Source organism: Listeria marthii, from assembly GCF_014227425.1.
GTDB classification, from domain to species: domain Bacteria; phylum Bacillota; class Bacilli; order Lactobacillales; family Listeriaceae; genus Listeria; species Listeria marthii.
Genome location: NZ_JAASWB010000002.1, coordinates 361,918 through 385,901, shown reverse-complemented (window position 1 = coordinate 385,901; position 23,984 = coordinate 361,918). Strand labels below are relative to the sequence as shown.

General features: G+C 39.3%; 20 protein-coding genes. 16 read left to right on the top strand and 4 right to left on the bottom strand.

The annotated features are described in order from the left end of the window. Positions 1 to 36: 36 nt before the first annotated feature. From HCJ55_RS04720 to HCJ55_RS04700, 5 genes are all read left to right on the top strand, one after another. A complete protein-coding gene (locus HCJ55_RS04720) occupies positions 37 to 579 on the top strand; it encodes an HD domain-containing protein (protein ID WP_185517228.1) in 543 nt (180 codons plus the stop codon). Positions 580 to 715: 136 nt separating this feature from the next. Beyond that, complete coding sequence (locus HCJ55_RS04715) at positions 716 to 1,588, top strand: ROK family protein (RefSeq protein ID WP_008947211.1); 873 nt, start codon at positions 716 to 718, stop codon at positions 1,586 to 1,588. 84 nt (positions 1,589 to 1,672) lie between these two features. Further along, positions 1,673 to 2,599 carry a nitronate monooxygenase gene (locus tag HCJ55_RS04710; protein ID WP_185517226.1) on the top strand — a complete coding sequence of 309 codons (927 nt, stop codon included), beginning with the start codon at positions 1,673 to 1,675 and terminating at the stop codon, positions 2,597 to 2,599. Between the two features lie 299 nt (positions 2,600 to 2,898). After that, positions 2,899 to 3,279: a hypothetical protein gene (locus HCJ55_RS04705; protein ID WP_185502431.1), complete on the top strand. Its 381-nt coding sequence runs from the start codon at positions 2,899 to 2,901 to the stop codon at positions 3,277 to 3,279. A 25-nt stretch (positions 3,280 to 3,304) separates the two neighbouring features. After that, positions 3,305 to 3,733 (top strand): hypothetical protein, encoded by a 429-nt coding sequence (locus HCJ55_RS04700; RefSeq protein ID WP_185503826.1) that lies wholly within the window; start codon positions 3,305 to 3,307, stop codon positions 3,731 to 3,733. Between the two features lie 76 nt (positions 3,734 to 3,809). On the opposite strand, the gene HCJ55_RS04695 is transcribed toward HCJ55_RS04700, so the two are convergent. Continuing rightward, positions 3,810 to 4,214, bottom strand: a complete 405-nt coding sequence (locus HCJ55_RS04695; RefSeq protein ID WP_185517223.1) for a VOC family protein — start codon at positions 4,212 to 4,214, stop codon at positions 3,810 to 3,812. Positions 4,215 to 4,438: 224 nt separating this feature from the next. On the opposite strand from HCJ55_RS04695, the gene HCJ55_RS04690 reads away from it, so the two are divergent. The 4 genes from HCJ55_RS04690 to HCJ55_RS04675 all read left to right on the top strand — a co-directional run bounded on the left by HCJ55_RS04690 (position 4,439) and on the right by HCJ55_RS04675 (position 9,280). Then, a complete protein-coding gene (locus HCJ55_RS04690; protein ID WP_185517221.1) occupies positions 4,439 to 7,069 on the top strand; it encodes a cation-translocating P-type ATPase in 2,631 nt (876 codons plus the stop codon). Between the two features lie 14 nt (positions 7,070 to 7,083). Then, positions 7,084 to 7,932 carry a hypothetical protein gene (locus tag HCJ55_RS04685; protein ID WP_185517219.1) on the top strand — a complete coding sequence of 283 codons (849 nt, stop codon included), beginning with the start codon at positions 7,084 to 7,086 and terminating at the stop codon, positions 7,930 to 7,932. Between the two features lie 111 nt (positions 7,933 to 8,043). Beyond that, complete coding sequence (locus HCJ55_RS04680) at positions 8,044 to 8,601, top strand: GNAT family N-acetyltransferase (protein ID WP_185502436.1); 558 nt, start codon at positions 8,044 to 8,046, stop codon at positions 8,599 to 8,601. Positions 8,602 to 8,617: 16 nt separating this feature from the next. After that, entirely contained in the window at positions 8,618 to 9,280 is a 663-nt protein-coding gene (locus HCJ55_RS04675; protein ID WP_185517217.1) for a protein with hydrophobic anchor, read from the top strand. Positions 9,281 to 9,296: 16 nt separating this feature from the next. On the opposite strand, the gene HCJ55_RS04670 is transcribed toward HCJ55_RS04675, so the two are convergent. Then, a complete protein-coding gene (locus HCJ55_RS04670; protein ID WP_008947221.1) occupies positions 9,297 to 9,686 on the bottom strand; it encodes a MerR family transcriptional regulator in 390 nt (129 codons plus the stop codon). Between the two features lie 121 nt (positions 9,687 to 9,807). Here HCJ55_RS04670 and HCJ55_RS04665 point away from each other — a divergent pair, with 121 nt between their 5' ends. From HCJ55_RS04665 to nifJ, 5 genes are all read left to right on the top strand, one after another. Next, positions 9,808 to 10,632 (top strand): aldo/keto reductase, encoded by an 825-nt coding sequence (locus HCJ55_RS04665; protein WP_185396257.1) that lies wholly within the window; start codon positions 9,808 to 9,810, stop codon positions 10,630 to 10,632. Positions 10,633 to 10,710: 78 nt separating this feature from the next. Further along, positions 10,711 to 11,679: a winged helix DNA-binding domain-containing protein gene (locus HCJ55_RS04660; RefSeq protein ID WP_185502439.1), complete on the top strand. Its 969-nt coding sequence runs from the start codon at positions 10,711 to 10,713 to the stop codon at positions 11,677 to 11,679. A gap of 40 nt (positions 11,680 to 11,719) precedes the next feature. Further along, positions 11,720 to 13,000: a hydroxymethylglutaryl-CoA reductase, degradative gene (locus HCJ55_RS04655; protein WP_185502440.1), complete on the top strand. Its 1,281-nt coding sequence runs from the start codon at positions 11,720 to 11,722 to the stop codon at positions 12,998 to 13,000. 198 nt (positions 13,001 to 13,198) lie between these two features. Continuing rightward, positions 13,199 to 14,833 (top strand): Na/Pi cotransporter family protein, encoded by a 1,635-nt coding sequence (locus HCJ55_RS04650; protein ID WP_008947225.1) that lies wholly within the window; start codon positions 13,199 to 13,201, stop codon positions 14,831 to 14,833. Positions 14,834 to 14,987: 154 nt separating this feature from the next. Beyond that, complete coding sequence (gene nifJ, locus HCJ55_RS04645; protein ID WP_185517215.1) at positions 14,988 to 18,638, top strand: pyruvate:ferredoxin (flavodoxin) oxidoreductase; 3,651 nt, start codon at positions 14,988 to 14,990, stop codon at positions 18,636 to 18,638. 247 nt (positions 18,639 to 18,885) lie between these two features. Here the strand turns inward: nifJ and HCJ55_RS04640 are convergent, their stop codons facing one another. Together HCJ55_RS04640 and HCJ55_RS04635 are read right to left on the bottom strand one after the other, a co-directional pair. Further along, the gene (locus HCJ55_RS04640; RefSeq protein ID WP_185517213.1) at positions 18,886 to 20,847 is read right to left on the bottom strand and encodes a fructose-1,6-bisphosphatase; all 1,962 of its coding nucleotides are present in this window, start codon (positions 20,845 to 20,847) and stop codon (positions 18,886 to 18,888) included. Positions 20,848 to 20,962: 115 nt separating this feature from the next. Beyond that, a complete protein-coding gene (locus tag HCJ55_RS04635; RefSeq protein ID WP_185503817.1) occupies positions 20,963 to 21,874 on the bottom strand; it encodes an AEC family transporter in 912 nt (303 codons plus the stop codon). A gap of 686 nt (positions 21,875 to 22,560) precedes the next feature. On the opposite strand from HCJ55_RS04635, the gene HCJ55_RS04630 reads away from it, so the two are divergent. Together HCJ55_RS04630 and HCJ55_RS04625 are read left to right on the top strand one after the other, a co-directional pair. Beyond that, positions 22,561 to 22,839 (top strand): transposase, encoded by a 279-nt coding sequence (locus HCJ55_RS04630; RefSeq protein ID WP_185502444.1) that lies wholly within the window; start codon positions 22,561 to 22,563, stop codon positions 22,837 to 22,839. Positions 22,840 to 23,033: 194 nt separating this feature from the next. Beyond that, entirely contained in the window at positions 23,034 to 23,909 is an 876-nt protein-coding gene (locus HCJ55_RS04625) for an Rgg/GadR/MutR family transcriptional regulator (RefSeq protein ID WP_185503816.1), read from the top strand. Positions 23,910 to 23,984 lie beyond the last annotated feature (75 nt).

The following is a 23,984-nucleotide window of genomic DNA, read 5'->3' as shown; positions in this document are numbered from 1 at the left end:
AGTATAGACATAGATTCTGAGTGGAGGCTTCTTTTTATGTATGAAAAAGCGAGACAAATGATGATCGAAGCGCATAGTGGACAAGTTCGCAAAATTACTGGCGAGCCTTATTTTTCACACCCTTTGAATGTAGCGAGAATTTTGCGCCGTGCTGGTTTCCGTGAAGAAGTTGTTGTCGCTGGTTTGCTGCATGATGCCGTTGAGGATACGGAGATGACGGATCAAGATATTCGCGCGACTTTTGGCGATGTTGTTGCGGATTTAGTAGCTTCTCATACAGAGAATAAAACGTTATCGTGGGAAGAACGAAAAGCGCATACGATTGAACAGGTGCGCACTGGAAACTTAGAAGAAAAAGCATTAATCGTGGCGGATAAATTAGATAATTTAACCTCTGTCAAATATGCGTTAAGTTCAGAAGGAAAGTCTGTCTGGGGCTATTTTAAACGCGGATACGAGCTGCAAAAATGGTACAATGAAGGGATTAAAAATAATATGGAATACGGGATAAATCCGGCCGAAATCCCCGCTTTCTTTAATGAATATGCCCGACTAGTTAAGTGGATTTTTAAGAAGTAAAATTTTATGATTAAATATCTGTCAAATTAGGTAATTAGAATTAAATTGATAAGTTTTTAGAAAACAAGTTTCTTTTCCCGAAAAACTATTGTAAAATGAAAGCGTTATAAAACTTACGCGAAGGGAAGTTTTTTGAATGGTTTATGGAGCAATTGAAGCAGGTGGAACTAAGTTTGTCGTAGCGATTGGAGAAAAATCAGGGAAAATTATTAAACGCGCGAGCTATCCGACAACGGAACCAGCAGAAACAATGAAAGCAGTCATTCAATTTTTCAAACAGTATGAAGATGAATTAAAAGCAATCGGAATTGGCTCGTTTGGACCAATCGATATTCGGAAATCAAGTGCTACATACGGTTACATCACGCAAACACCAAAACTAGCATGGCGCAATTATGATATCGTTGGCGCTATGAAAAAAGAATTTAATGTCCCAATCGGTTTTACAACGGACGTTAATGCAGCCGCTTTAGGTGAAGTAAACCTAGGCGCAGCAGCAGGTTTGGATAGTTGTATTTACTTAACTATTGGAACTGGAATTGGTGGCGGAGCAGTTGTCGCTGGGAAAATTCTCGAAGGTTTCTCTCACCCAGAAATGGGGCATATTATGGTGCGCCGTCATAAGCGCGACCGTTTCACAGGCAGCTGTCCAAGCCATAGCGACTGTTTAGAAGGCCTTGCAGCAGGTGGCGCGATTGAAAAACGTTGGGGTCAAAAAGCAGCAGAACTCGCGGATAATGAGGAAGTTTGGAATTTAGAAGCGCATTATATCGCTCAAGCTTTAATGAATTATACGCTTATCCTATCCCCTGAAAGAATCGTCTTAGGTGGTGGCGTAATGAAACAGCGCCAACTTTTCCCACTTGTCCGTCAAAAATTAAAAGCACTCGTAAACAATTATGTGCAATTGCCAGACTTAGATGAGTATATCGTTCCACCAAAACTAGAAGATGACGCTGGAATAACTGGCTGTGTCTTACTTGCAGTGGATGCGGAAGAGTCCAATTAATGACGAAAAACAGCTCTAGTTTATAGGGCTGTTTTTTGATATACTGAAATGTGATAAAACAAACAAGAACGCAGGAGGAAAAAGATGTCCATTACGAACTTATTAAATATTAAATATCCGATTATCCAAGGTGCCATGGCGCAAATTGCTAAAGCTCCACTTGTCGCAGCTGTATCCAACGCAGGAGGTTTAGGAATTATCGCTTCAGGCGGAATGACTGCTGATATGCTTCGCGAAGAAATCCAAAAAACAAAAGCACTGACAGATAAACCATTTGGCGTTAACTTAATGCTAATGATGACCAATATTGCCGAATTAACCGAAGTAATTATTGAAGAAAAAGTAGGAATCGTTACAACCGGAGCGGGAACGCCAAAAACGTTCATGCCAATTTGGAAAGAAGTTGGAATTATCGTAATCCCTGTTGTCCCATCCGTGATGATTGCTAAACGCATGGAAAAAATGGGCGCAGATGCAGTTATCGCAGAAGGAACAGAAGCAGGCGGACATGTTGGCGAAACAACAACAATGGCGCTTCTACCTCAAATCGTGGATGCTGTTACTATCCCAGTCATTGGCGCAGGCGGAATTGCCGACGGTCGCGGAATCGCCGCAGCCCTAGCCCTAGGTGCAAAAGGTGTCCAAATCGGCACACGCTTCCTAGCAACCGATGAATGCCCAGTTCACCCAGATTTCAAAGCAGCTGTAATCAAAGCCTCTGACCGCGACACAATGGTTACCGGCCGAAAAGCAGGCGCACCAGTTCGCTCGATTAAAAACAAAATGATCAAAGAATATATCCGTTTAGAAGAAGAAAACGCCGATCGCGACACGTTAGAAGAGCTAACTTTAGGTTCTTTACGAAAAGCAGTACAAGAAGGCGACACAGACAACGGTTCTGTCATGGCCGGTCAAATCGCTGGTTTAATCACAGAAATCAAACCTTGTAAAGATGTTATCGAAGAGATGATGACAGATGCTAAGAATGTGATTGCTGGGTTAGAATTATAAACTAAAAACAGTTATTTTCTGCTTAGTAAAGTAGAGAATAGCTGTTTTTTTGTAGTTGCTATGTTGTTTGAAAGGTAAACTCAAAAAATGCACTAAGTTGTTCTTTAGTTGGCTATATTTATACAAAGAGGTTCACAAAACGCTCACAAAAGGAAAGCGTTGCTGGTGCTATAATGAAAGAGTGCAAAACTAGACATAAAGAGGAACCACCGAGATGAGAGAGATAAAAGTTAACGAAGCGATATTACAAAATTAGATGATGGAGCAACTTTAGTAATAATAAAATAAAGGTGGTAAATATGAAACAATTAACAGTAGGAGATTCATTTAATGGTTTTTTAAATAGTTTAAAAGTAAGAAAAGACATAAAAATTATGAGTGACGAAGAACTTTATAATTATATTTTTGAAGTTTTTTTAGGTGATATAGTAGCCTATTTAAGTCCTTATACGTTAGATCGATTGGAAGCTGAAGGTATAATTGATGAAGACATTTATGCTATGTCAAAGAATCTAAGAAATGAATTATTGGAAATGATAAATGGCCCTTCATGGAATATCGCTTCAGTAAAAAGTTCAGATGAATGGGCTAATACATTTGAAGGATTAAAAAAACTAGATGCTCTAGTTCACAAAAAATGGACAGAGGAAGAAATCTCCTATTTAAAAAACATGATTTAAACTTTTATAAGAAGGTGAGTTTGAAATGGATTGGTTAACTGTACTAAATGATCCAAAGAAAAGTAAACGGGATAAATTGGAAGCGATTGGTTTTATCCGAGATACTTTAGATTATGGGGATATACCAGATAATACTGCTTTAAAAATAGTCAATAACTTAGCTAAGCAAGTTGTAAAACAGAATGATTTAGACATTAAACAATCCATACTTGATGCAATGCTAGAAGGGTCAAAAGCGCCTTTTGTTGAAAAATCAATTAACTTAAGTCCTGTTGTAAAGCATTTAAATGAATTTAATGATGAGTGTTTAAGTTATATATTAAGTTTATTAGGAAATTCTGGAAAAAAAGATTACAGAACAATTATTGAGTCTTATAAAACTAATTCAAGATTAAAAGAAGATGTTGAAGAGGCGCTATTAGAATTGGATTACAGAATTACTAACAACTTATGAGTAAATTAGAATACATTTCCTATTCAAATCAAAAACCAGTTACCCACCAAACACGGCATAACTGGTTTTCTAAATCTCACCCAAAATTAAGCTGCCAAAACACCCCAAACCGGTCCGTCACTTGCGCATAGGTCGAACCCCAGAACGCTACTTGCAATTCCATTTCCACTTTTCCATCAGTACTCAAAGCTTCATAGGCATACTTAATATCATTCTCAGACTCAAAATTAATAAGAATCGTCACCCGATTGCCAATTGTAAAACCATCATAAGGCGCATCGGTAATATAAATAAATTCTTCGCCGTTTTTTGCTAAACGACTATGCATCAATCGCTCACCAAAAACAGCATCGCCATCAAAATTGTTCATCTCTTTAAAACGCTGAACGCTTGTAATTTCAGCTTGAAACACATCTGCATAAAATGTTAGCGCATCTTGACCTTCTCCGTTAAAAACTAAGTATGGAACTGCAAAAGACATCTCACCATCTCCTATACAATTAATAGCTTTAGTATAAGCCTAATCTACTGCGAAGTCATGTCTCAAATTAATAAGGATTTGTGAATAAAAACAAAATACTTGCAAACAAACGTGATATATTATACAATTTAACTAAGGAATCGGATACATTTAAATAAATATTTTTTTGTAATAAAATAAAGTAAGTACTTGCTTTTGGGAGTAGGTGCGTAGGAGGTAGATGTATGCTTTGGGTAAAAGAGTCAATCGAGCAACTTCTCAGTAAACTACACACGAATTTAGACACAGGGTTAACGAAAGAACAGGTTAAAGAAAAACATGCAGAGTTTGGGACGAATGAATTTGAAGAGGGGAAGAAAGAGTCCTTGCTTCAAAAAATTGGTCACCATTTGATTGAAATTACAACGATTGTGTTGCTTTTTGCAGCAGCAATTTCGGCCTATTTAGCAATTACAACTGGATATGGTTGGGCGAAGGTTGTTGTTATTCTAGGAATCGTCGTTTTGAATATGGTGCTGGGTATTTATCAGGAAAACAGCGCCGAGAAAGCACTTGCTGCATTACAAAGTATGAACGCGCATTTAACGACGGTTGTTCGTGATGGCGTGCGGATGCAAGTGGATGCGACGGAATTAGTACCAGGGGATATTATTGAAATCGTTGCAGGAGATATGATTCCAGCAGATGCGCGGATTATTTCCAGCAGCAGTTTACAAGTCGAGGAATCCGCATTAACTGGTGAAAGTGTTCCGGTTGAAAAAGACGCAAATGCGGTTGTTTCGGAAAAGGCGCCAATTGGAGATCGGTTGAATATGCTTTACTCGGGCTGCCTTGTAACGAATGGTCGCGCCACAGCGGTTGTCGTAGAAATTGGGATGGAAACAGAGATGGGGAAAATTGCTGGACTTTTAAATAGCACCTCGAAACTGATGACGCCACTGCAACTACGATTAAAAGAATTAGCTAAACGCCTTAGTATTGTAGCACTTTTAGCAGGTATTTTAATTTTTATTATTGATGTGTATGTGTACGGTGAAACGATTATTGAAACATTGATGATTGCGATTTCCCTAGCTGTAGCAGCGGTTCCTGAGACGTTGCCGGTTATTGTGACATTGACGCTTGCTTATGGGGTTCAAAATATGGTGCGGAAAAATACGATTATCCGCCGAATTCCTGCAGTAGAAACAATCGGAAATACTTCGGTTATTTGTTCTGATAAAACAGGGACATTAACGCAAAATAAAATGATTATCCAACAAATTTGGGCAGCTGATCATGCGCCAATAAAAGCAACAGCTGAGTTTGATGCGGCTGAGGAAAAAGTATTGGAGATGCTGAGTCTTTCTAGTAATGCGACAATTGATGTAACAGACGGCAAAGAAACCATCATTGGTGACCCAACCGAAAGCGCGATAATCCGTTTACTAGAAGAAAAAGGAACAACGAAAAAAGCATTGGAAGCCAAATATCCACGCGTGTTCGAACTTCCTTTTGATTCAGATAGAAAGCTAATGACGACGATTCACCAAGTAGAAGACGGATTTCTTTCCATTACAAAAGGTGCCTTTGACCGCATTCCGGTAGATTTTTCAGAGGAGTTTTTAGCGGAAGCAGAGCGGGTGCATGACAGTTTTGCGGAGGATGCGCTTCGGGTGCTAGTCGTTGCTTATAAAAAATATCCGGAAATGCCGACTGACTTGTCTAGTGAGGCGCTTGAGACCGACTTAACTTTTGCTGGGATGGTTGGGATGATTGATCCACCGAGACCGGAAAGTAAAACGGCTGTGTTAGCGGCGAAAAAAGCGGGTATTAAGACTGTAATGATTACTGGTGACCACATTGTAACGGCATCAGCAATTGCAAAAGAAATTGGTATTTTAACGGATGGGGACAAAGCGATTACTGGAGCAGAGCTTGCTGAAATGTCAGAAGCGGATCTGGAGAAAAACATTCGAGATTACGCGGTATATGCGCGTGTTAGTCCAGAAGATAAAATTCGAATCGTTAAAGCTTGGCAGAAAAACGGTGAAATTGTCACAATGACAGGTGATGGTGTGAATGATGCGCCAGCTCTAAAAGCGGCAGATGTTGGTGCTGCGATGGGAATCACTGGAACAGATGTATCTAAAAACGCTGCAGATATGGTTATAACAGACGATAATTTTGCAACGATTGTAGATGCAGTCAAAGAAGGGCGTACAGCCTATGAGAATATCCGCAAAACAATTTACTTCTTGTTAAGCACTAACTTTTCACAAATTTTCATTATGTTAATTGCGATTATCCTTGGCTGGGGTGCGCCGGTTGTAGCTGTTCAGTTGCTATTAATCAACGTGGTATCCGACGGGATTCCGGGATTCTTCTTGAGTCGCGAGAAAGCAGATGACTCGATTATGGAGCGGAAGCCAATTCCGAAAAATGCTGGGATTTTTGCGAATGGACTTGGGAAGAAAATGGCGACACAAGCAGTCGTCTTCACGATTGTAACACTTGCAGGATTTTATATTGGCCAATTTGTAACGATTAATCAATCGATTGGCGCAAGTTATGAAGTGGGGATGACGATGGCGTTTGTTATTTTAGCATGGTCGTCTGTCGCACATATTTTCAACGTAAGAAGTGATAAGTCGATTTTCACCATCGGGTTTTTATCCAACCGTGGCTTATTCTTTAGCGCGATTTGTTCGATGTTGATTATTCTAGGACTTGCGATTATTCCACCACTTGCGAACATGTTCTTCTTAGTAGAAATGAGCTTAACGCACTGGATTCTCGCATTTATCCTCTCGATGTTCCCACTCCTATTTGTAGAAATTCAAAAGCTTATTCAGCGAAAAAGAGCAAAAGCTTGAAGGAGGGTAACTAAATGAATGAGACAGAAAAAGTTGTAGCAGCCTTATTAGAACGTAATTTTGGTAAAAATATCGGCACGCGTTATCCGGGAAATGAAGAAGCGCAATTGCGTGCCGAGGAAGTTATTGAAGAAATTGCGATTGTGATTGCACCACTTGTTGAAAAACTAGGAATCGAAAGTAAAACAGTGAAAAAGACGATTCCATTTTTATATGAGCTTCAAAAAAATCAATTTTGCGATATGAGTGCTTATCCGTATCCGCTTTTGTTAGTTAATGGAACGAGTGCGGATACCGAAAAATATTGGCGTGATTTGCCAACATATTGGACGGATGATGCGAATAAAATCGTACTTCCATATGTGTTAGACCATATTAAAAATAATAAAGTTCGGCAAAAATTACTTGCTTTCCACGCATGGCTATTAGGCGAAGTAGTAGAGATGAACGAAGAACTTGGTGCCACTTTTCGTGTGAAATTAGTGTTTGAGTCGGATATGCGCGTTCGTTTACGAATTTATGAAGTAGAGCACATTGCGGTCGAGGTGCATTTCTTAGACAATCATGATACAGAGCAACAACATTTAGGGTATGATGTTAGTTTGGATACAGAACTGGTGGATAATGCGAGACTGCTCTTACGCCAAGGGATTTTAACAGAAAATCTCGGTTTGGAAGCATTGAAAGCTTATATTCACTCGGTTTTACCCATCGCCCACAGCGTAAAAACACTAGAAAATTTGACCGATGAAGAAGCGAAAAAGCTAACTAAATTACTCACTCAAGAAGAACCGAAAATTATGGAAGATACAGATTTATCAAGTAAAGCATTAGATTTCTTGCAAACAGTAGCACAAAACTAAGAATAAAATGCTATTTGGAGGCAATGGGTCCTAAATAGCATTTTATTTTTGCAAGAGTGATGGAAAGAATAGTAAAATGATACAATGAAAAGAGAAATGAGGATGTAAAAATTGATTCGACAAGCCAAAAAATCAGATGCGCCGAAAATTGCGCCACTTTTACTAGTAATATGGAAAGACATGGAGTTGCCCATTTTAGAAGTAGAGACGGAAGAAGCGATTACGAATGCGTTAATTGAAGCGATTCAGACAGAGAATTATCGTTATAGTTACAGACATCTGCATGTGTTTGAACAAGACGGCGATATTGCGGGCGTTTTAGCGGGGTATCCTGGCGAAATTGAACCTGAAATCGATCAACCTTGGAATGCAATCGCGAAAAAGCATGGTATTACTTACGAGGAGCCCATTTTTGCGGATAAAGAAACGTTTCCGGGCGAATGGTATTTAGATTCAATTGTTACAAACGAAAAATATCGCGGCCATGGTGTTGGAACGGCTTTGCTTGCTAAACTAACAGAAATTGCCGCAGAAGATGGCGAAAAAGTAGTTGGCTTAAATTGCGATAAAGGAAACCCGCATGCTAAACGTTTATATGAGCGCTTAGGCTTTCATGTGACCGGGGAAATTACCCTTAGCGGCCACGAATACGAACATATGCAAAAATAAGAAATGAGGCAAGCCAATGAAAAAGATAATTTTCACAGTGGTACTTAGTTTGGTTTTAGTGCTTGCAGGGTGCGCCAATGTGACCAATACGGTAAAAGTCGATAAAAAGGGCGAGGCAACTATCTCCTTTGATGTCGATATTTCAGCTGTGGCGGGAATTTTCGCGTCAAGCTATTCCGATGAAATGGTAGCGAAACTGCAAGAAGCTGGCTTTACGGTCGATAAAAAATCAAATACGAGCTATCATATCGAAAAGAAACTAGATAAGAACGATACAACGAACAGCGATATGAAACCAGAAGACTTTGGTGTGAAAATTACCAATACAAAAAGTTTCTTCACGCAAAAAATCAAAGTAGATGCGGATATCGACATCGAAAAAATTTGGAAAAAAGAAGTGGCGGATGTTCCATTTCCAAAAGAAATTCTAAGCCAAGTCGATTATACCTTTGTTTTGGATTTGCCGATTTCGACGATTGGGGATAACAATGCTAAAAGTGTCGATGGCGGGAAGCTGACTTGGGATGTTCCACTTGATAAGAAATCCGAAATGTATTTTGAGGTCACTGTGCCAAACGTGAAAAACATTGCGATTGTTGGTGGCATCTTACTTATTGTCATCATTGGTGTGCTTATTTATCTTATTAGAAGACACCGCAAAAAGAAAAAACAACGATAAAAAAAGTGTGGATCAGTTAGCTAAGCTGGTCCACACTTTTATTTACTTCTTGTTCTAATTCTTCATAGCAAGCTAATTTTTTCTCGATTTTTTTAAACGCGCGGTCAAGTTCTGCTTGTCGGCGATACATATCGGCTTGATGTTCTTTGAGTACAGCAATGCGTTCGGAGACAGTTTCATCGCCGCATTTAGTTAGTTCGACAATTTCTTTTTGTTTCGCAAGTGGCATACCAGTGACGCGCAAACATGTAAGTAATTCCAGCCAGTGCAAAGCATCGTTATCGAAAATCCGATTATTATTTTTATCACGCGCGAGAAAAGGAATCAAACCTTCACGTTCATAGTAGCGAATCGTATGGGCACTTAAACCTGTATGCGCGGAAGCTTCTTTGATTGTTTGTTGCACTAAAATCACCTCGTTTTTTCTTAATAATAGCACCTCGAAAATCGAAAAGCCAAATGTTTGCCTTTGAGTATACTCTAAGGTGTATAGTAAACGTGTTATTACTTTTAGGAGGCGGATTATATTGAACTTAAAAGATACAGTTAAACTTGCAAATGGTGTAGAAATGCCCCGTTTAGGATTTGGCGTATGGAAAGTGCAAGACGGCGATGAAGCAGTAAATTCTGTTAAATGGGCAATCGAAGCTGGTTACATTAGCATTGATACAGCAGCTGCTTACAAAAATGAAGAAGGCGTTGGTCAAGCAATCAAAGAGTCTGGCATTGCGAGAGAAGACTTATTTGTAACAACAAAACTGTGGAATGCAGAACAAGGTTACGAATCCACTTTGGCAGCGTTTGATGAAAGTTTACGCAAATTAGAACTTGATTATGTCGACTTATATTTAATTCACTGGCCAGTCAAAGGTAAATTCAAAGACACTTGGCGCGCTTTTGAAAAATTATATAAAGACAAACGCGTTCGCGCAATCGGCGTATGTAACTTCCACGAACATCACCTAAAAGAATTAATGGAAGACGCGGAAATTGCTCCAATGGTAAACCAAATCGAATTACATCCGCAATTAACACAAGAACCATTACGCAAATTCTGTGCTGACAACAATATCGTCGTAGAGGCTTGGTCTCCACTTGGTAACGGTAAATTACTTTCTAACCCAGAAATCAAAGCCATTGCAGATGCACACGGTAAATCAGTTGCGCAAGTCATTCTTCGCTGGGACTTACAAATCGGTGTCGTGACTATTCCAAAATCAGTCCACCAAGAACGTATTATCCAAAATGCCGATATTTTCGACTTCGAATTAACCGAAGAAGAGGTTGCAAAAATCAGCGGATTAAATAAAGATGAAAGAACTGGCCCAGATCCAGATAACTTTAATTTCTAATATGAAAAAAATCCCTTCCAGCTTATCGAACTGGAGGGGATTTTTATGCTACAATAAACTAAAAAAAGAGGTTAACAGATGGACGCAAAAACAATAATTGAAAACCGCTTTATTAATCAAAAATTAGTAGCATCCTCGTGGTGCGATTCCCCCGAAAAAATTGTCTCTCATTTTGGTGCCATGCAATCGCAAAATTATGGTCAATCGCTTTGGGCTGTTGGAAGTAGAATGACGGCGCCTAGTGAGCTAGCTGTGAAAGAGGCAATTGATAATGGTGAAATTATCCGAACGTGGCTTTTGCGCGGAACCATTCATCTTTTTTCAGCCAAAGATTATCACTGGATGATGGACTTAATTGCGCCTACGATAGATAAAATATGTAAACCGTATCGGGCGAAGTTAGGTTTAACAGAAGAGGTACTTGAAAAGGCTACTGAAGTTGTTGCGGCATTTATTGCGGAACAAGCAGTTACTAGAAAAAATCTGGCGGCACATTTAGCGACAATCGATTTACCAAGCGCGGGAATCCCTTTTGCACAGCTGTTGGTTTATTTAAGCTCGCGGAAAGTCATTTGTTCAGGACCGGATGAAACTTTTAGAAATACGAAACATATTCCAGCTGATACGCATCATTTCACGCGGGAGGGCGCGATAAAAGAGCTCGCGAAACGGTACCTCCAAAGCCATGCCCCGGCGACATTAAAAGATTTCTGCTTTTGGTCTGGATTAAATATGACGGATGCTAAAATTGGGTTAGTGGATATGCCTAAAATGGGTGATTATTACATAACAAATTTGGTTGAAAATAGTGAAAAACCAGCTACTATTCCACTCGCTGGTTTTGACGAATGGATTATCGGCTACCGCGACCGTTCAGTCGTTTTACCGGAAATATGGCACGATGAAATTATCACGAAAAATGGGATTTTCAGACCGGCGATTATTACAGATGGCGAAGTGGTCGGAAAATGGGACAAACCAAAAAAACGCGTCGAATTAGAAGGAGATTACTGGGACCGTTACATCCAGTTTCGAAATATGCTATAGTCAATTAGATGGATAAATTTTAATTTGAGGTGATAAAGCAATGAATGCTTTTGATAAATTTTATAAAAAAACAGTAGAAGAACGCCGCGCAATTTTGGCTGAGTATGCTGGCTTAAATGAGGAAGAACAAGCATTTTTAGCTTCTACAGGGGCACTTTCTTTTGATAAAGCGAATCATATGATTGAAAACGCAATTGGTATTTATTCGCTGCCACTTGGTTTAGGGATGAATATGCTATTAAACGGTAAATCCTACGTTGTTCCAATGGCGATGGAGGAACCATCCGTTGTTGCCGCACAAAGCTCCGGGGCCAAACTTATTGCGCAAAATGGTGGGATTACAGGCCGTGCAACGAAGCGGAAAATGATTGGACAAATCGAGTTAATTTCTGTTCCAGATATCCAACTTGCTAAAGAAAACGTAATTGCGAATCAAGCAAAGCTAATTACTATCGCTAACCAAGCGCATCCATCGTTACAAAAGCGTGGCGGTGGTGCGGTTGATCTCCAAGTTAGAACAGCGCAAACAGCCAACGACGAAACATTATTTATTGTTCATTTACTCGTAGATACACAAGAAGCAATGGGCGCCAATATGGTAAATACCATGGTCGAAACGTTAGCGCCAGAATTAGAAGCGTTAACTTCCGGAAAAGCTAATATGCGCATTTTATCCAATTTAGTAGATGAAGCGACCGCAACCGCGATGTGTCGCATAAAACCAGAAAGCTTAGCAACCAAAACCCAGAGCGGTGAATGGGTGCGTGACCGAATCATTGCTGCGTATGAATTTGCCGATGCCGACATTTACCGAGCAGCAACGCACAACAAAGGCATTATGAATGGAATTGATGCGGTAATTATGGCATTTGGAAACGATTGGCGTGCAGTTGAAGCAGCAAGTCATGCATACGCCGCCCGCACAGGAAGCTATAAACCGATGACTAAGTGGTCAAAAGATGCGGAAGGGTACTTAGTTGGCGAATTGACTTTACCGATGCCAGTCGCCTTTGTAGGAGGTTCTATCGGTATCCATCCTATCGCAACCCTTTCGAAAAAAATTGCCCGCGTCGAATCAGCGAAAGAATTAGCGATGTTAGTATGCGCTGTCGGTTTAACGCAAAATCTTGCTGCTTTAAAAGCGTTAGTAACAGAGGGAATTCAACGTGGTCACATGTCACTACAAGCAAAATCACTAGCCATGACAGCTGGTGCGAAAGCCGATGAAATCGAAAAAGTAGCCACATTTTTGCAAGAAAGCAAGCAATTAAATGTCGTAGCTGCAAAAGAATTTATCGCAAAATTACGCAGTGAAAAATAAAGTGGTTTGTTAAGCCCATCTTTACAAAAACTTAACAATACATTCGGAACGTGATAAAACCTTTAGTATCAACAACTTTCAGAGATTTACTTGGATTTCCCTTTACAAAATAAAAAAAAGTTATTTACGTTGCTTTTACTTTCTTTTATGATGAAAAAAGAGTGAAATTACAAGATTACAAACAAAAAGGAGATTTTCATGGGAGACATAAATATTCAGCAGATGATTTTTCAATTTATCGGAGGACTTGGAATTTTTCTTTTCGGTATAAAATATATGGGAGACGGACTGCAAATGGCAGCCGGCGACAGACTCCGCGATATTTTAGATAAGTACACAACGAATCCTTTTATGGGTGTACTTGCCGGGATCTTAGTTACAGTATTAATTCAAAGTAGCTCAGGTACGACTGTTTTGACGGTCGGATTAGTAAGTGCCGGATTTATGACGTTAAAACAGGCAATTGGTGTTATCATGGGGGCGAACATCGGAACGACCGTAACCGCCTTTATTATTGGTATTAAGCTATCCGAGTATTCTTTACCAATTATTGCTGTTGGTGCAGTACTTTTATTCTTCTTTAAAAATCATAAAGTGAAAAATATCGGCCAAGTATTCTTTGGTTTTGGTGCATTATTTTATGGTTTAGATTTGATGGGGCAAGGGATGAAACCTCTTGCTGGAATGGAATCTTTCCACGAATTAACTGCTCAAATGAGTACGAATCCGTTCTTAGGTTTGTTAATCGGAACGATCTTCACGGCGGTTGTACAGTCATCTAGTGCGACCATCGGGATTTTACAAGAACTATATGGTCAAGGTGCGATTGATCTTCAAGCGGCCTTACCGGTACTATTCGGGGACAACATTGGTACAACGATTACAGCTGTTCTTGCAGCAATTGGTGCGAGTGTTGCAGCGAAACGTGCAGCAGCGACACACGTAATATTTAACTTAATCGGTGCCGTCATCTTTATGCTGATCCTACCGCTATTTACCGCACTGGTTTCATACTTACAAGGACTGTTTGGCTTGAATCCAGAAATGACGATTGCCGTAGCGCACGGAACGTTTAACGTGACAAATACATTTATCCAATTCTGGTTTATCGGTGCATTTGCTTGGCTTGTAACAAAACTTATTCCAGGCGACGACTCACGAATTGATTATAAAACAAAACATTTAGATACCAATTTAATCGACCAATCACCAGGTATTGCACTTGAAATGGCTCGCGAAGAAACACTTCGTATGGCTGATTACGCAAAATTTGGTTTACAAGAAGCAAGACAATATTTGGTTAACCGGGAATCTAAACACGCAGAATCCACTATTCAAGTAGAAGAAGCCGTGAACAATTTAGACCGAAAAATCACCGAGTATTTAACGAAAATTTCTTCTGTGGCTTTAACTAATAACGAAACAGAAGAGCACGCGCTAATGCTTGATACCGTTCGTGACATTGAACGTGTTGGTGATCACATGGAGAATATCGTCGAAAACATTGATCAACTGATTAAAAATAAAGCAAAAATGTCCGATGAAGCGTCCGAACAACTGATCGAAATGTTTGAACTGACAACAGCGAATTTCGAACGTGCAGTAAAAGCAATGCATAAAAAAGATCGCTCGCTTGCGGAAGAAACAATTTTAGTTGAAAAAGATATCGACAAAGCAGAACGCAGATTACGTAAAAGTCATATCCGCCGCTTAAATGAAGGCAAATGCCAAGTAGTTAGCGGGATTTTGTATATCGATATCGTTAGTGATTTAGAACGAATCGGCGACCATGCAAACAACATTGCTGAGTCTGTTTTAGAATTAAACGAATAAAAGAAAAAAGAAACTAGCTTAATTTCCAGCTAGTTTCTTTTTTTTGTTAAAAATCTACACTTTTACTAGTCCTTGTGAAGCATTGAGTATAAGCGAATAGTGGTGTAAAATAAGAATGATTATAAAACTAGAATGACTGGAAGTGTTGAGTCTTATGCGAAATAGAAAAACAATGGATGGAAACACAGCCGCAGCTTATATTTCTTATGCATTTACTGAAGTTGCAGCAATCTATCCGATTACCCCTTCCTCCACCATGGCTGAACTCGTGGATGAATGGTCATCAAAAAACAAGAAAAATTTATTCAATGAACCTGTAAAAGTAGTAGAAATGCAGTCCGAAGCAGGGGCAGCAGGAACGGTTCACGGCTCACTTCAAGCAGGCGCGCTAACTAGTACATATACGGCGAGCCAAGGTTTACTTTTAATGATTCCAAATATGTACAAAATTGCCGGCGAACTATTACCGACTGTTTTTCACGTTTCCGCAAGAACGATTTCGGCGGCATCGCTGAATATTTTTGGCGATCATAGTGACGTCATGGCAGCGCGCCAAACAGGATTTGCGATGTTAGCAGAAGGTTCCGTCCAAGAAGTTATGGACTTATCCGCCGTTGCTCATTTGGCCTCACTAAAAGGAAGTTTGCCATTTTTAAACTTTTTTGACGGCTTCCGGACGAGCCATGAATTACAAAAAATCGAAGTACTCGAATATGATGAATTAGAAAAATTGCTCGACAAAGAGGCGTTACAACAATTCAGAAATCGCGCAATGACACCAAACAACCCTAAAACATTAGGTTCGAACCAAAACCCGGATATCTTTTTCCAGCAAAGAGAAACAGTGAACCGCTATTACGAGGAAATTCCCGGTATTGTGCAAAACTACATGCAAGAAATTAATCAGCTTCGTGGCACAGATTACGACTTAGTAAATTATTATGGTGCAGAAGATGCTACGGATGTTATTGTGGCAATGGGCTCCGTGACACCAGTTATCGAGCAAGTGATCGATTACTTAACAACCCAAGGCAAAAAAGTCGGTTTGCTAAATATTCGCTTATATCGTCCTTTCCCAGCAGAAAACTTTTTAGCAAAACTGCCGAAAACAGTAGAACGTGTGGCTGTTTTAGACCGGACAAAAGAACCCGGATCAGGCGGCGAACCACTTCTACTCGACGTGCAAAGTGTACTGTATGATAGTGAGACTCGTCCACTAGTTATTGGCGGTAGATATGGCTTAGGTTCAAAAGATGTTACACCAGACCAGATTCTCGGTGTTTATTCGCACCTAATGACCGAAAAACCAAAACCGCGCTTTACGATTGGGATTACAGATGATATTACAAATCTATCTATCGAAAATGATGGACCAAGTGACCTTACTTCTGAAAAAACATTCCAATGCAAATTCTGGGGCTTCGGCTCGGATGGCACTGTTGGCGCGAATAAAGCCGCGATTAAAATTATTGGCGATAACACCGATTTATATGCACAAGGTTACTTTTCCTATGATTCGAAAAAATCAGGCGGGCTAACCGTTTCGCATTTGCGCTTTGGAGAAAAACGGATTCGCTCGGCCTATCTAATCCAACAAGCAGATTTCGTTTCCTGCTCTACCTCGGCCTATTTACGTTCGTATGATTTATTAAAAGGTTTGAAACCGGGTGGAACATTCTTGCTTAATACCATTTGGGAAGGCGAGCAGTTAGAACGCCATTTACCAGCTGCAATGCGCGAATATATTGCGAAAAATAATATCCAATTTTATACATTAAATGCGATGAGAATTGCTGGGGAAGCAGGACTTGGTAGAAGAATTAATACCGTCATGCAAACCGCCTTTTTCCAAGTGACCGACATTTTACCGTTCGAAAAAGCACTGGCTGACTTAAAAGAATCGGCTATCGCGACTTACGGGAAAAAAGATATGGCAGTTGCGGAGAAAAATATTCTCGCAATGGACCAAACCGTTGCTAATTTGCATAAAGTAGAAGTTCCTGAAAGTTGGGCAAATCCCGTTGTCACAGCCGAAACAACTGTAACGACCGAAAAACCAGCTTACATCCAAAATATTCTTGAACCTGTGAACCGTTTAGAAGGCGACAATTTGACCGTTGGCGATTTAATTTCTAATGGAATGGTTAGTGGTGCTTATCCTCCGGGAACAGCAGCTTACGAAAAACGCGGGATTGCTCTCGAAGTTCCCGAATGGATTTCTGAAAACTGTACGATGTGTAATGAATGTGCCTTTGTATGTCCACATGCAGCGATTCGTCCAATTTTAACGGATGAGGAAGAAATGGAATCCGCTCCAGATGGCTTTATGACACGTGAAATGCGTGGAAAAGATGGTCTTCGTTACCGCATCCAAGTTTCGCCAATGGACTGTACTGGTTGTAATTTATGTGCGGAAACATGTCCGGCGAAAGAGAAAGCGCTTGTGATGAAACCATTTGAAGAAGTGGCTGCCAAAGAAAATCCGAATTGGTCGTTTGCAATTAATGTCAAACCGAAGAAAAATCCTGGTAAGAAAAATACTGTTCCAGGCAGCCAATTTGAGCAACCGCTACTTGAGTTCTCCGGAGCTTGTGCGGGTTGTGGTGAAACGCCGTATGTTAAATTATTAACGCAAATGTTTGGCGACCGGATGATGATTGCGAATGCGACTGGCTGTTCCTCGATTTGGGGCGCATCCGCACCAGCAACGCCATATACCGTCAATGACAAAGGACACGGCCCAGCGTGGGGGAACTCGCTTTTAGAAGATAATGCGGAATATGGTTACGGTATGTATTTAGCCAACCAAACGATGCGAAAAGCTTTAAACAATAAAGTGACACAAGCGCTTGCGGAAGAATCTATTTCAGAGACTTTACGTGAAGCTTTGGTCGATTGGCAAACGCAAATGGACGTTTCAGAAGATACGCGCGAACGAGCAGAAGCATTACAACTTGCACTTCTTAGTGAGATGGAAGGCAATGCGGTACTCGAATCAATTTATAATGACCGCGAATTATTTATTAAACGTTCGCAGTGGATGCTAGGTGGCGATGGCTGGGCTTATGATATTGGCTTTGGCGGAATTGATCACGTGTTAGCATCAGGTGAAGATGTGAATATTTTCGTGATGGATAATGAAGTTTACTCGAACACAGGCGGTCAGTCGTCGAAAGCCACACCAACTGCAGCTATTGCCAAATTTGCTTCAGGCGGAAAATCAGTCGGCAAAAAAGACCTTGGCATTATGGCGATGAGCTATGGAAATATTTATGTAGCCCAAATTGCGATGGGAGCGAATAAGCGCCAAACCTTAAAAGCAATTGAAGAAGCGGAAGCATATCCAGGGCCATCATTAATTATTGCTTATACGCCATGTATTAATCACGGAATTTCAAGCGGTATGAAAACGATGCTTAGTGAAACGCAAAAAGCAGTGGAATGCGGCTACTGGAGTTTGTATCGTTACAATCCAGCACTGGAAGAAAAAGGAAAAAATCCAATGACGATGGACTACAAAAAAGTCGATTTCGATCAATTTGAAGATTTCCTTAAACGTGAAACACGCTATTCGGCGCTATATAAAGCAAATCCGGAAGTGGCAACAAAACTATCCGAGAAAACCCGTTTAGACGCTGAGAAACGCTTTAAACGCTATGCTACAATGGCTGGGCTTGATTTAGAAAAAATATTAAAGAAAAAAGAAGTCACAGAAGAAGTGGCAAAAGCGCCAGTTGATGATGAACGAGCAGCAAGAAAAGCTGCACGGGAAGCTAGAAGATTAGCGCGCGAACAAGGTAAATAAAAAGAAGGTCCAGATAGCTCTGGACCTTCTTTTTTGCTTTTGATCTGTGGGAATCAGAAGCGATGTGGGAATGAATAGATATTCTCTTATGAATGTTATTAAGAAATAACTACTATTTAAATATAACTTTTTTTGAGAGAAGATGCACTAGCTAAATTAAGGACTCAGGAGATAATTAAGTGTTAGTGGTTGCGGCCCAACCCATTCGCCACTTGTGAAAGTTTTATGACAATTCCAAACACTGTACTTATCGATTTTCATGAAGCAAACCATTGCGATAAGCATCAAGTAATAATTTTAAATCCCGAGCCTGTTCACTTAGTTTTGTCCCAATGTCAGTGTCTCTAACGCGCTTACGGTTAATTTCCATTTCGATGACTTGGCGAGTGGAGAGGATATCCGTTTCATTTTTAATTGCATCCTCTTTCGTGGTGAACGGCTGGTGACTTACTAATTGCAACCCATAACTATTAAACAATAGCGTATAGCCAGCTAAGCTTGTTTCTTTATGATAAGCTTTTGCAAATCCACCATCAATCACCAGCATTTTTCCGCCAGCTTTAATCGGACTTTCGCCTTTACCTTCTTTGACTGGAGTATGCCCATTAACAATATGCCCACATTCGCCATCAAGCCCAAATTCTTCCAAAATCTGCTTACAAATTTGCTCATCATTCCGCAATTTATAGTAAGGATTTTTTTCCTCTGCGTGCGTTTCTTTTTCCGCAACAAAATAACGTTCAAAAGTAGTCATTTCACTTTTTCCGAATAACGAAGAAATAGCGCCAGTCCATAAATACCAAACGATATCACAAGCGTATTTCTTTTCTTTCGTTCCGGGAGGGCGGACGTAAGCTTCACGGGTGAGTATTTCGAATTGCTCCAAAAGTTCCCGGCCAGAAAAATTCTCTCCGCGCAGTTTCATTTCCATAAAAGACCCATCCTCATGAAGAGGAATGCAGCCATGGTACAGCAAATTGCCATTATACGTCAAAAACATATTACCTTTTGAATATAAAAATTGCACATGTTTTTGCAGTCTGCGACAATTTTTAAAAGCGGCGGTAATTTTTTCAATCAGCTCTTTTTCCGCACTAGTAAGTTTGTACGGATTTTCTGGATCAATCGTTGGGAAATGCGTATCTAGCAGCGCGTAATCTTTGCCTTTTAAATGAATGGTGCCATTTTGATAATCAATAAAATCAAGCAGTAGCCGATGCTCCATATTAAATTCTTTGCGGCGATGAATGATTTCACCTTCTAATTTAAACTGGATAATCGAAATGGCTTTATGCATCCGCGCGATTTGAGTGATTTCTGCATTGCTGTAGTCAATATTATCTTCATTTTTAGGTTGAAAATAAGTACAAGGATCATTTTGATACACGTCATCAGCAAAGAGGGCGAGTGGACGAAGCGAGATGCCATAACTATCTTCTAAAATATCTAAATTTAAATAACGAGCGGAGATGCGAATAACATTAGCCGCGCAAACCTTAGAACCACTAGCGGCGCCCATCCATAAAATATCATGATTACCCCACTGGAAATCGAGCGAATGGTAATTCATCAACGTATCCATAATTTTATCTGGGTAAGGGCCACGGTCGTAAACATCGCCAACAATATGCAAATGATCGACAACCAATTGTTGAATAAGCCGCGATAGTGCACTAATAAATTCTTCCGCACGACCAAGCGAAATAATATGTTGTAAAATTTCTTCATAATAAAGCCGTTTATCGTCTTCATTGTAATTTTCATGCAGTAATTCTTCTAGTATGTAGGCAAAATCTTCCGGCATCGCTTTTCTCACTTTAGAGCGGGTATACTTAGAGGCAACATACTGGCACAATTCAATCAGACGGAATAGCGTTGTCCGATACCAAGCATGCAAATCTTCCGTCTCACTAGCAATTAAATCCATCTTTTCTTCTGGATAATAAATCAACGTACTTAGGGAATTGATCTCAGCATCATTTAACTCAGCACCAAAAATATCACGAATTTTCCGCTTTACAACACCTGAACCATTGCGCAACACTTGCTCAAAAGCGCTGTATTCCCCGTGGACATCACTTAAAAAATGTTCGGTTCCCTTTGGAAGATTCATAATTGCTTCGAGGTTGATAATTTCTGTGGCAGTGTTTGCGATGGTAGGGTATTCTTTTGCTAACAATTGTAAATATTTCATATCAATAGTTTCCATCAGAACGTGGCCTCCTTTTTCAATTGGTATAGTTATTATATTTCTAAAAATTAAGCATAGCAAACGTTTTGTTTCATAATTGGTCTATACAAAAAAAGACGAGCCGAAGCCCGCCTTAGAAAACTGGATGTAGAAAATAGAGCACAATTGGCAAGGTAATAATACTTAAAACCGTACTAATAAAAGTGGCGCTAGAAACTAAATCTGGTTTTGTATCAAATTGAACTGCCATCAAAGTAGTGTTGGCTGCAGTTGGCATTGCCGCTAGCAAAATCATGATTTGCTTGGTCATTTCATCGACAGGGAGAATTAGCGTTAAACCGAAAGCGATAATCGGTGCAACGAGCAATTTTAGCACTAAAGCGATCCCAACTTTCGTAAGTTCAATTCGTCTAAATGAAATTACCGCCAGCTGCATTCCAAGCACAATCATAATCGTTGGAATTGCCGCATCACCGACAAGTTTCACACAAGTCATTAAAGCTGATGGAAGCGAAACATGTAGCAATTGCAAAGCGAGTCCAAGTAAGGCCCCATAAGCAATCGGCATTCGAACAACGCGCTTCATCACTGTTTTCATTCCGTTAGCATCTTTACTTCCTTTGGCAGCAAAGTAAATCCCAATTGTACTCATTGCCAGTTGTTGTAAGACCATCAAAACAACCGCGATATCAAGCCCAACAGCCCCAAAAACAAGCAGCACAACAGGCGTTCCGTAATTCCCATTATTCATAAACGCACTAGCCAAAATGAGCGCGCAACGATCTTGCAAGTTATAACCAAGTAAAAAACTAATCAAACTAACAAGCAAAATCAAACTCAAGCAAAGCGCAAAGATGTAAATCGCCAAATAAACATAATCCATCGTAAGCGGATTCGTATAAAAAGTATTAAATGCAAGAAACGGCGACATTAAATAAAGCGTGAGTTTAGATAAGTTTGGAATATCAAATTTTAACGTTTTCTGCCCAACAAACCCAATTGCAAAAATCCCAAAAACCGGTAATAAAATAAGTAGAAACTCCATAGCAGCCCTCTTTTCTATGTATATTGTAGCTTATTGTACCACAAAAGAAAAAAAGCTCTTCTATAAAACGCTTGCGGCCAAGAAATAAGCTACTAGTAGAATTGCAAATTAGCTTATTGTGATATTTATCTCCTTTGATACAAAAAGTAATCAGTAAGATGATTTTACGATTTTATATATTTAAATTAGACTAAATGGAGTAAATAATGCTATGATTCATCCATTTATTAATAGTCATCAAACACTGAAATTTACGAAAACGCTTTATTTATAAGCTTTTCGATAGATATAACAAGACAAAAAATAGGCAAAAAGTGAAATTAAAGGTGGCATTTTAGCTAATAATAAAAGACATTTTAGCCTCAAATGTGCTAATAAAGTAGTTAATGCGGCTAGAAGTTTTGCCAACGTCACGGAATAGACACGTAAAATACACTATTTAGTCATAAAATAAGATGGAAAGGTCTTTTTTTAGTATTAGAAATAGGGGGAAGTGAATTATAATTATTATGTTAGACAATAAACATTACTGTAACTGAAGTATTAGAAGTGAAATTCCCTTATAGAAAGTAGCAGTAATATTCCCACAACAAAAAAATTAATTGATTTCAGTAAAAACAACTAAATACAAACAGTTATCTGAAAACTTTACTTTAGACGAAATACGCACAGGAGAGGAACTGTTCATGCCTACTAAAAAATACACCGAAAAATTTAAAATTAGCCTCGTTTATTTACACTATAAAGGAACATCTAAACAAACATTATGTGATGACTTTGGTGTTTCAATCGCCTCCCTTTCTAGATGGATTAAAGGATACGATGTGACAACTGTAGATTTAAATGAAGCAGCCAACATCTTACAAATGTACGAACTTAAAAAACAAAAAGCGAAATTAGAAGCAGAAGTAGTAGCACTAACAAAAGCAATCAAGCTTTTTAATTCTGATTATAACGCAGTTTAATAGCAAAGAAGACTACTCAAGCAAAAACAGTGAGTAGTCTTTTTTATCACGAATGTGACATTTTTGTAAGTTTCATTTTAAAAGTAGAAGCGTTAAACTACTAAAGTAAATATGCCAGAATAGCAACAATCGCTTCTTCCAAGAATTTCAACCTATATTTTCTGAACTGGAATTTTGTGTGGAGGAGGATGAACATGGTTGCTTACGGGGAATTAATTCGAGAAGTACGGCTATCTAAAGGCTTAACGCAAAAAGAAGTCTATACCGGAATTATTTCGAAGTCCTACGCAATAGGTTTTGAAAAAGGCAAACATGATATTACATTAGTGTTATTTGAAGAGATTTTGAAACGGGTGATGCTAAGCTCGGATGAATTTTTCTTTATGAATAGAGGCTACTCGTTGGCTGAGGAGGATAATTTCTGGTACAAATTTGCTCATGCGGCGAATCAAAACAGTTTGAAGGAGTTACAAGCATTACACAACGAAGTATTACAGCAAAAAGGGGAAAGGGCGACTCTGAGGGAAGCTATCGTTCACTCAAGAATCGAAATCCAAGAACAATTCCTTTTAAATAATAAATTTGATGTGAGCATCGTTTCCAAAGCAGACAAAGAAGTTATCCAGACCTATTTGTGGAAAGTCCAATCGTGGACATTAGAAGAAATTCGTATTTTTGCAAACTCGGTCGATTATTTTGACGAAGATGTACAAATTTATTTTTTCCAATTAGTCTTGAAATCTATCGAAAAATACAAACATTATGATCGCGGCAAAAAAGTATTTTCGACCCTTTTAACGAATATAACAGAAGAATTAATTGCCCGAAATCAACTAGATTACGCCACACAATTATTAGAAATATTATACGAGCTATCGGCTTCGCATGACTGTGCTTTTTACCGAATTATGCACAATTATTATCAAGGCTTGATATGGATGAAAAGCGAGCAGGTCGAACAAGGTTACAATAAGTCTAAAGGTGCGATAGAAATTCTTGATACGCTTGGTTATGAATCACTTGCGCTACTTTACCAGACATTACTCATGCAGTTTTTAGAGAAAGAATAGATTCAAAAACTTATCAGAAATCAATCGCGAAATCTCAAGTCTGTTCGGCACAACGCAAAAACAACAGCAGATTGA

Coding starts and splice junctions, on each gene's coding strand:
- HCJ55_RS04720 (WP_185517228.1), top strand. CDS start 37: ATGTATGAAAAAGCGAGACAAATGATGATCGAAGCGCATAGTGGACAA.
- HCJ55_RS04715 (WP_008947211.1), top strand. CDS start 716: ATGGTTTATGGAGCAATTGAAGCAGGTGGAACTAAGTTTGTCGTAGCG.
- HCJ55_RS04710 (WP_185517226.1), top strand. CDS start 1,673: ATGTCCATTACGAACTTATTAAATATTAAATATCCGATTATCCAAGGT.
- HCJ55_RS04705 (WP_185502431.1), top strand. CDS start 2,899: ATGAAACAATTAACAGTAGGAGATTCATTTAATGGTTTTTTAAATAGT.
- HCJ55_RS04700 (WP_185503826.1), top strand. CDS start 3,305: ATGGATTGGTTAACTGTACTAAATGATCCAAAGAAAAGTAAACGGGAT.
- HCJ55_RS04695 (WP_185517223.1), bottom strand. CDS start 4,214: ATGTCTTTTGCAGTTCCATACTTAGTTTTTAACGGAGAAGGTCAAGAT.
- HCJ55_RS04690 (WP_185517221.1), top strand. CDS start 4,439: ATGCTTTGGGTAAAAGAGTCAATCGAGCAACTTCTCAGTAAACTACAC.
- HCJ55_RS04685 (WP_185517219.1), top strand. CDS start 7,084: ATGAATGAGACAGAAAAAGTTGTAGCAGCCTTATTAGAACGTAATTTT.
- HCJ55_RS04675 (WP_185517217.1), top strand. CDS start 8,618: ATGAAAAAGATAATTTTCACAGTGGTACTTAGTTTGGTTTTAGTGCTT.
- HCJ55_RS04660 (WP_185502439.1), top strand. CDS start 10,711: ATGGACGCAAAAACAATAATTGAAAACCGCTTTATTAATCAAAAATTA.
- HCJ55_RS04655 (WP_185502440.1), top strand. CDS start 11,720: ATGAATGCTTTTGATAAATTTTATAAAAAAACAGTAGAAGAACGCCGC.
- HCJ55_RS04650 (WP_008947225.1), top strand. CDS start 13,199: ATGGGAGACATAAATATTCAGCAGATGATTTTTCAATTTATCGGAGGA.
- nifJ (WP_185517215.1), top strand. CDS start 14,988: ATGCGAAATAGAAAAACAATGGATGGAAACACAGCCGCAGCTTATATT.
- HCJ55_RS04640 (WP_185517213.1), bottom strand. CDS start 20,847: ATGGAAACTATTGATATGAAATATTTACAATTGTTAGCAAAAGAATAC.
- HCJ55_RS04635 (WP_185503817.1), bottom strand. CDS start 21,874: ATGGAGTTTCTACTTATTTTATTACCGGTTTTTGGGATTTTTGCAATT.
- HCJ55_RS04630 (WP_185502444.1), top strand. CDS start 22,561: ATGCCTACTAAAAAATACACCGAAAAATTTAAAATTAGCCTCGTTTAT.
- HCJ55_RS04625 (WP_185503816.1), top strand. CDS start 23,034: ATGGTTGCTTACGGGGAATTAATTCGAGAAGTACGGCTATCTAAAGGC.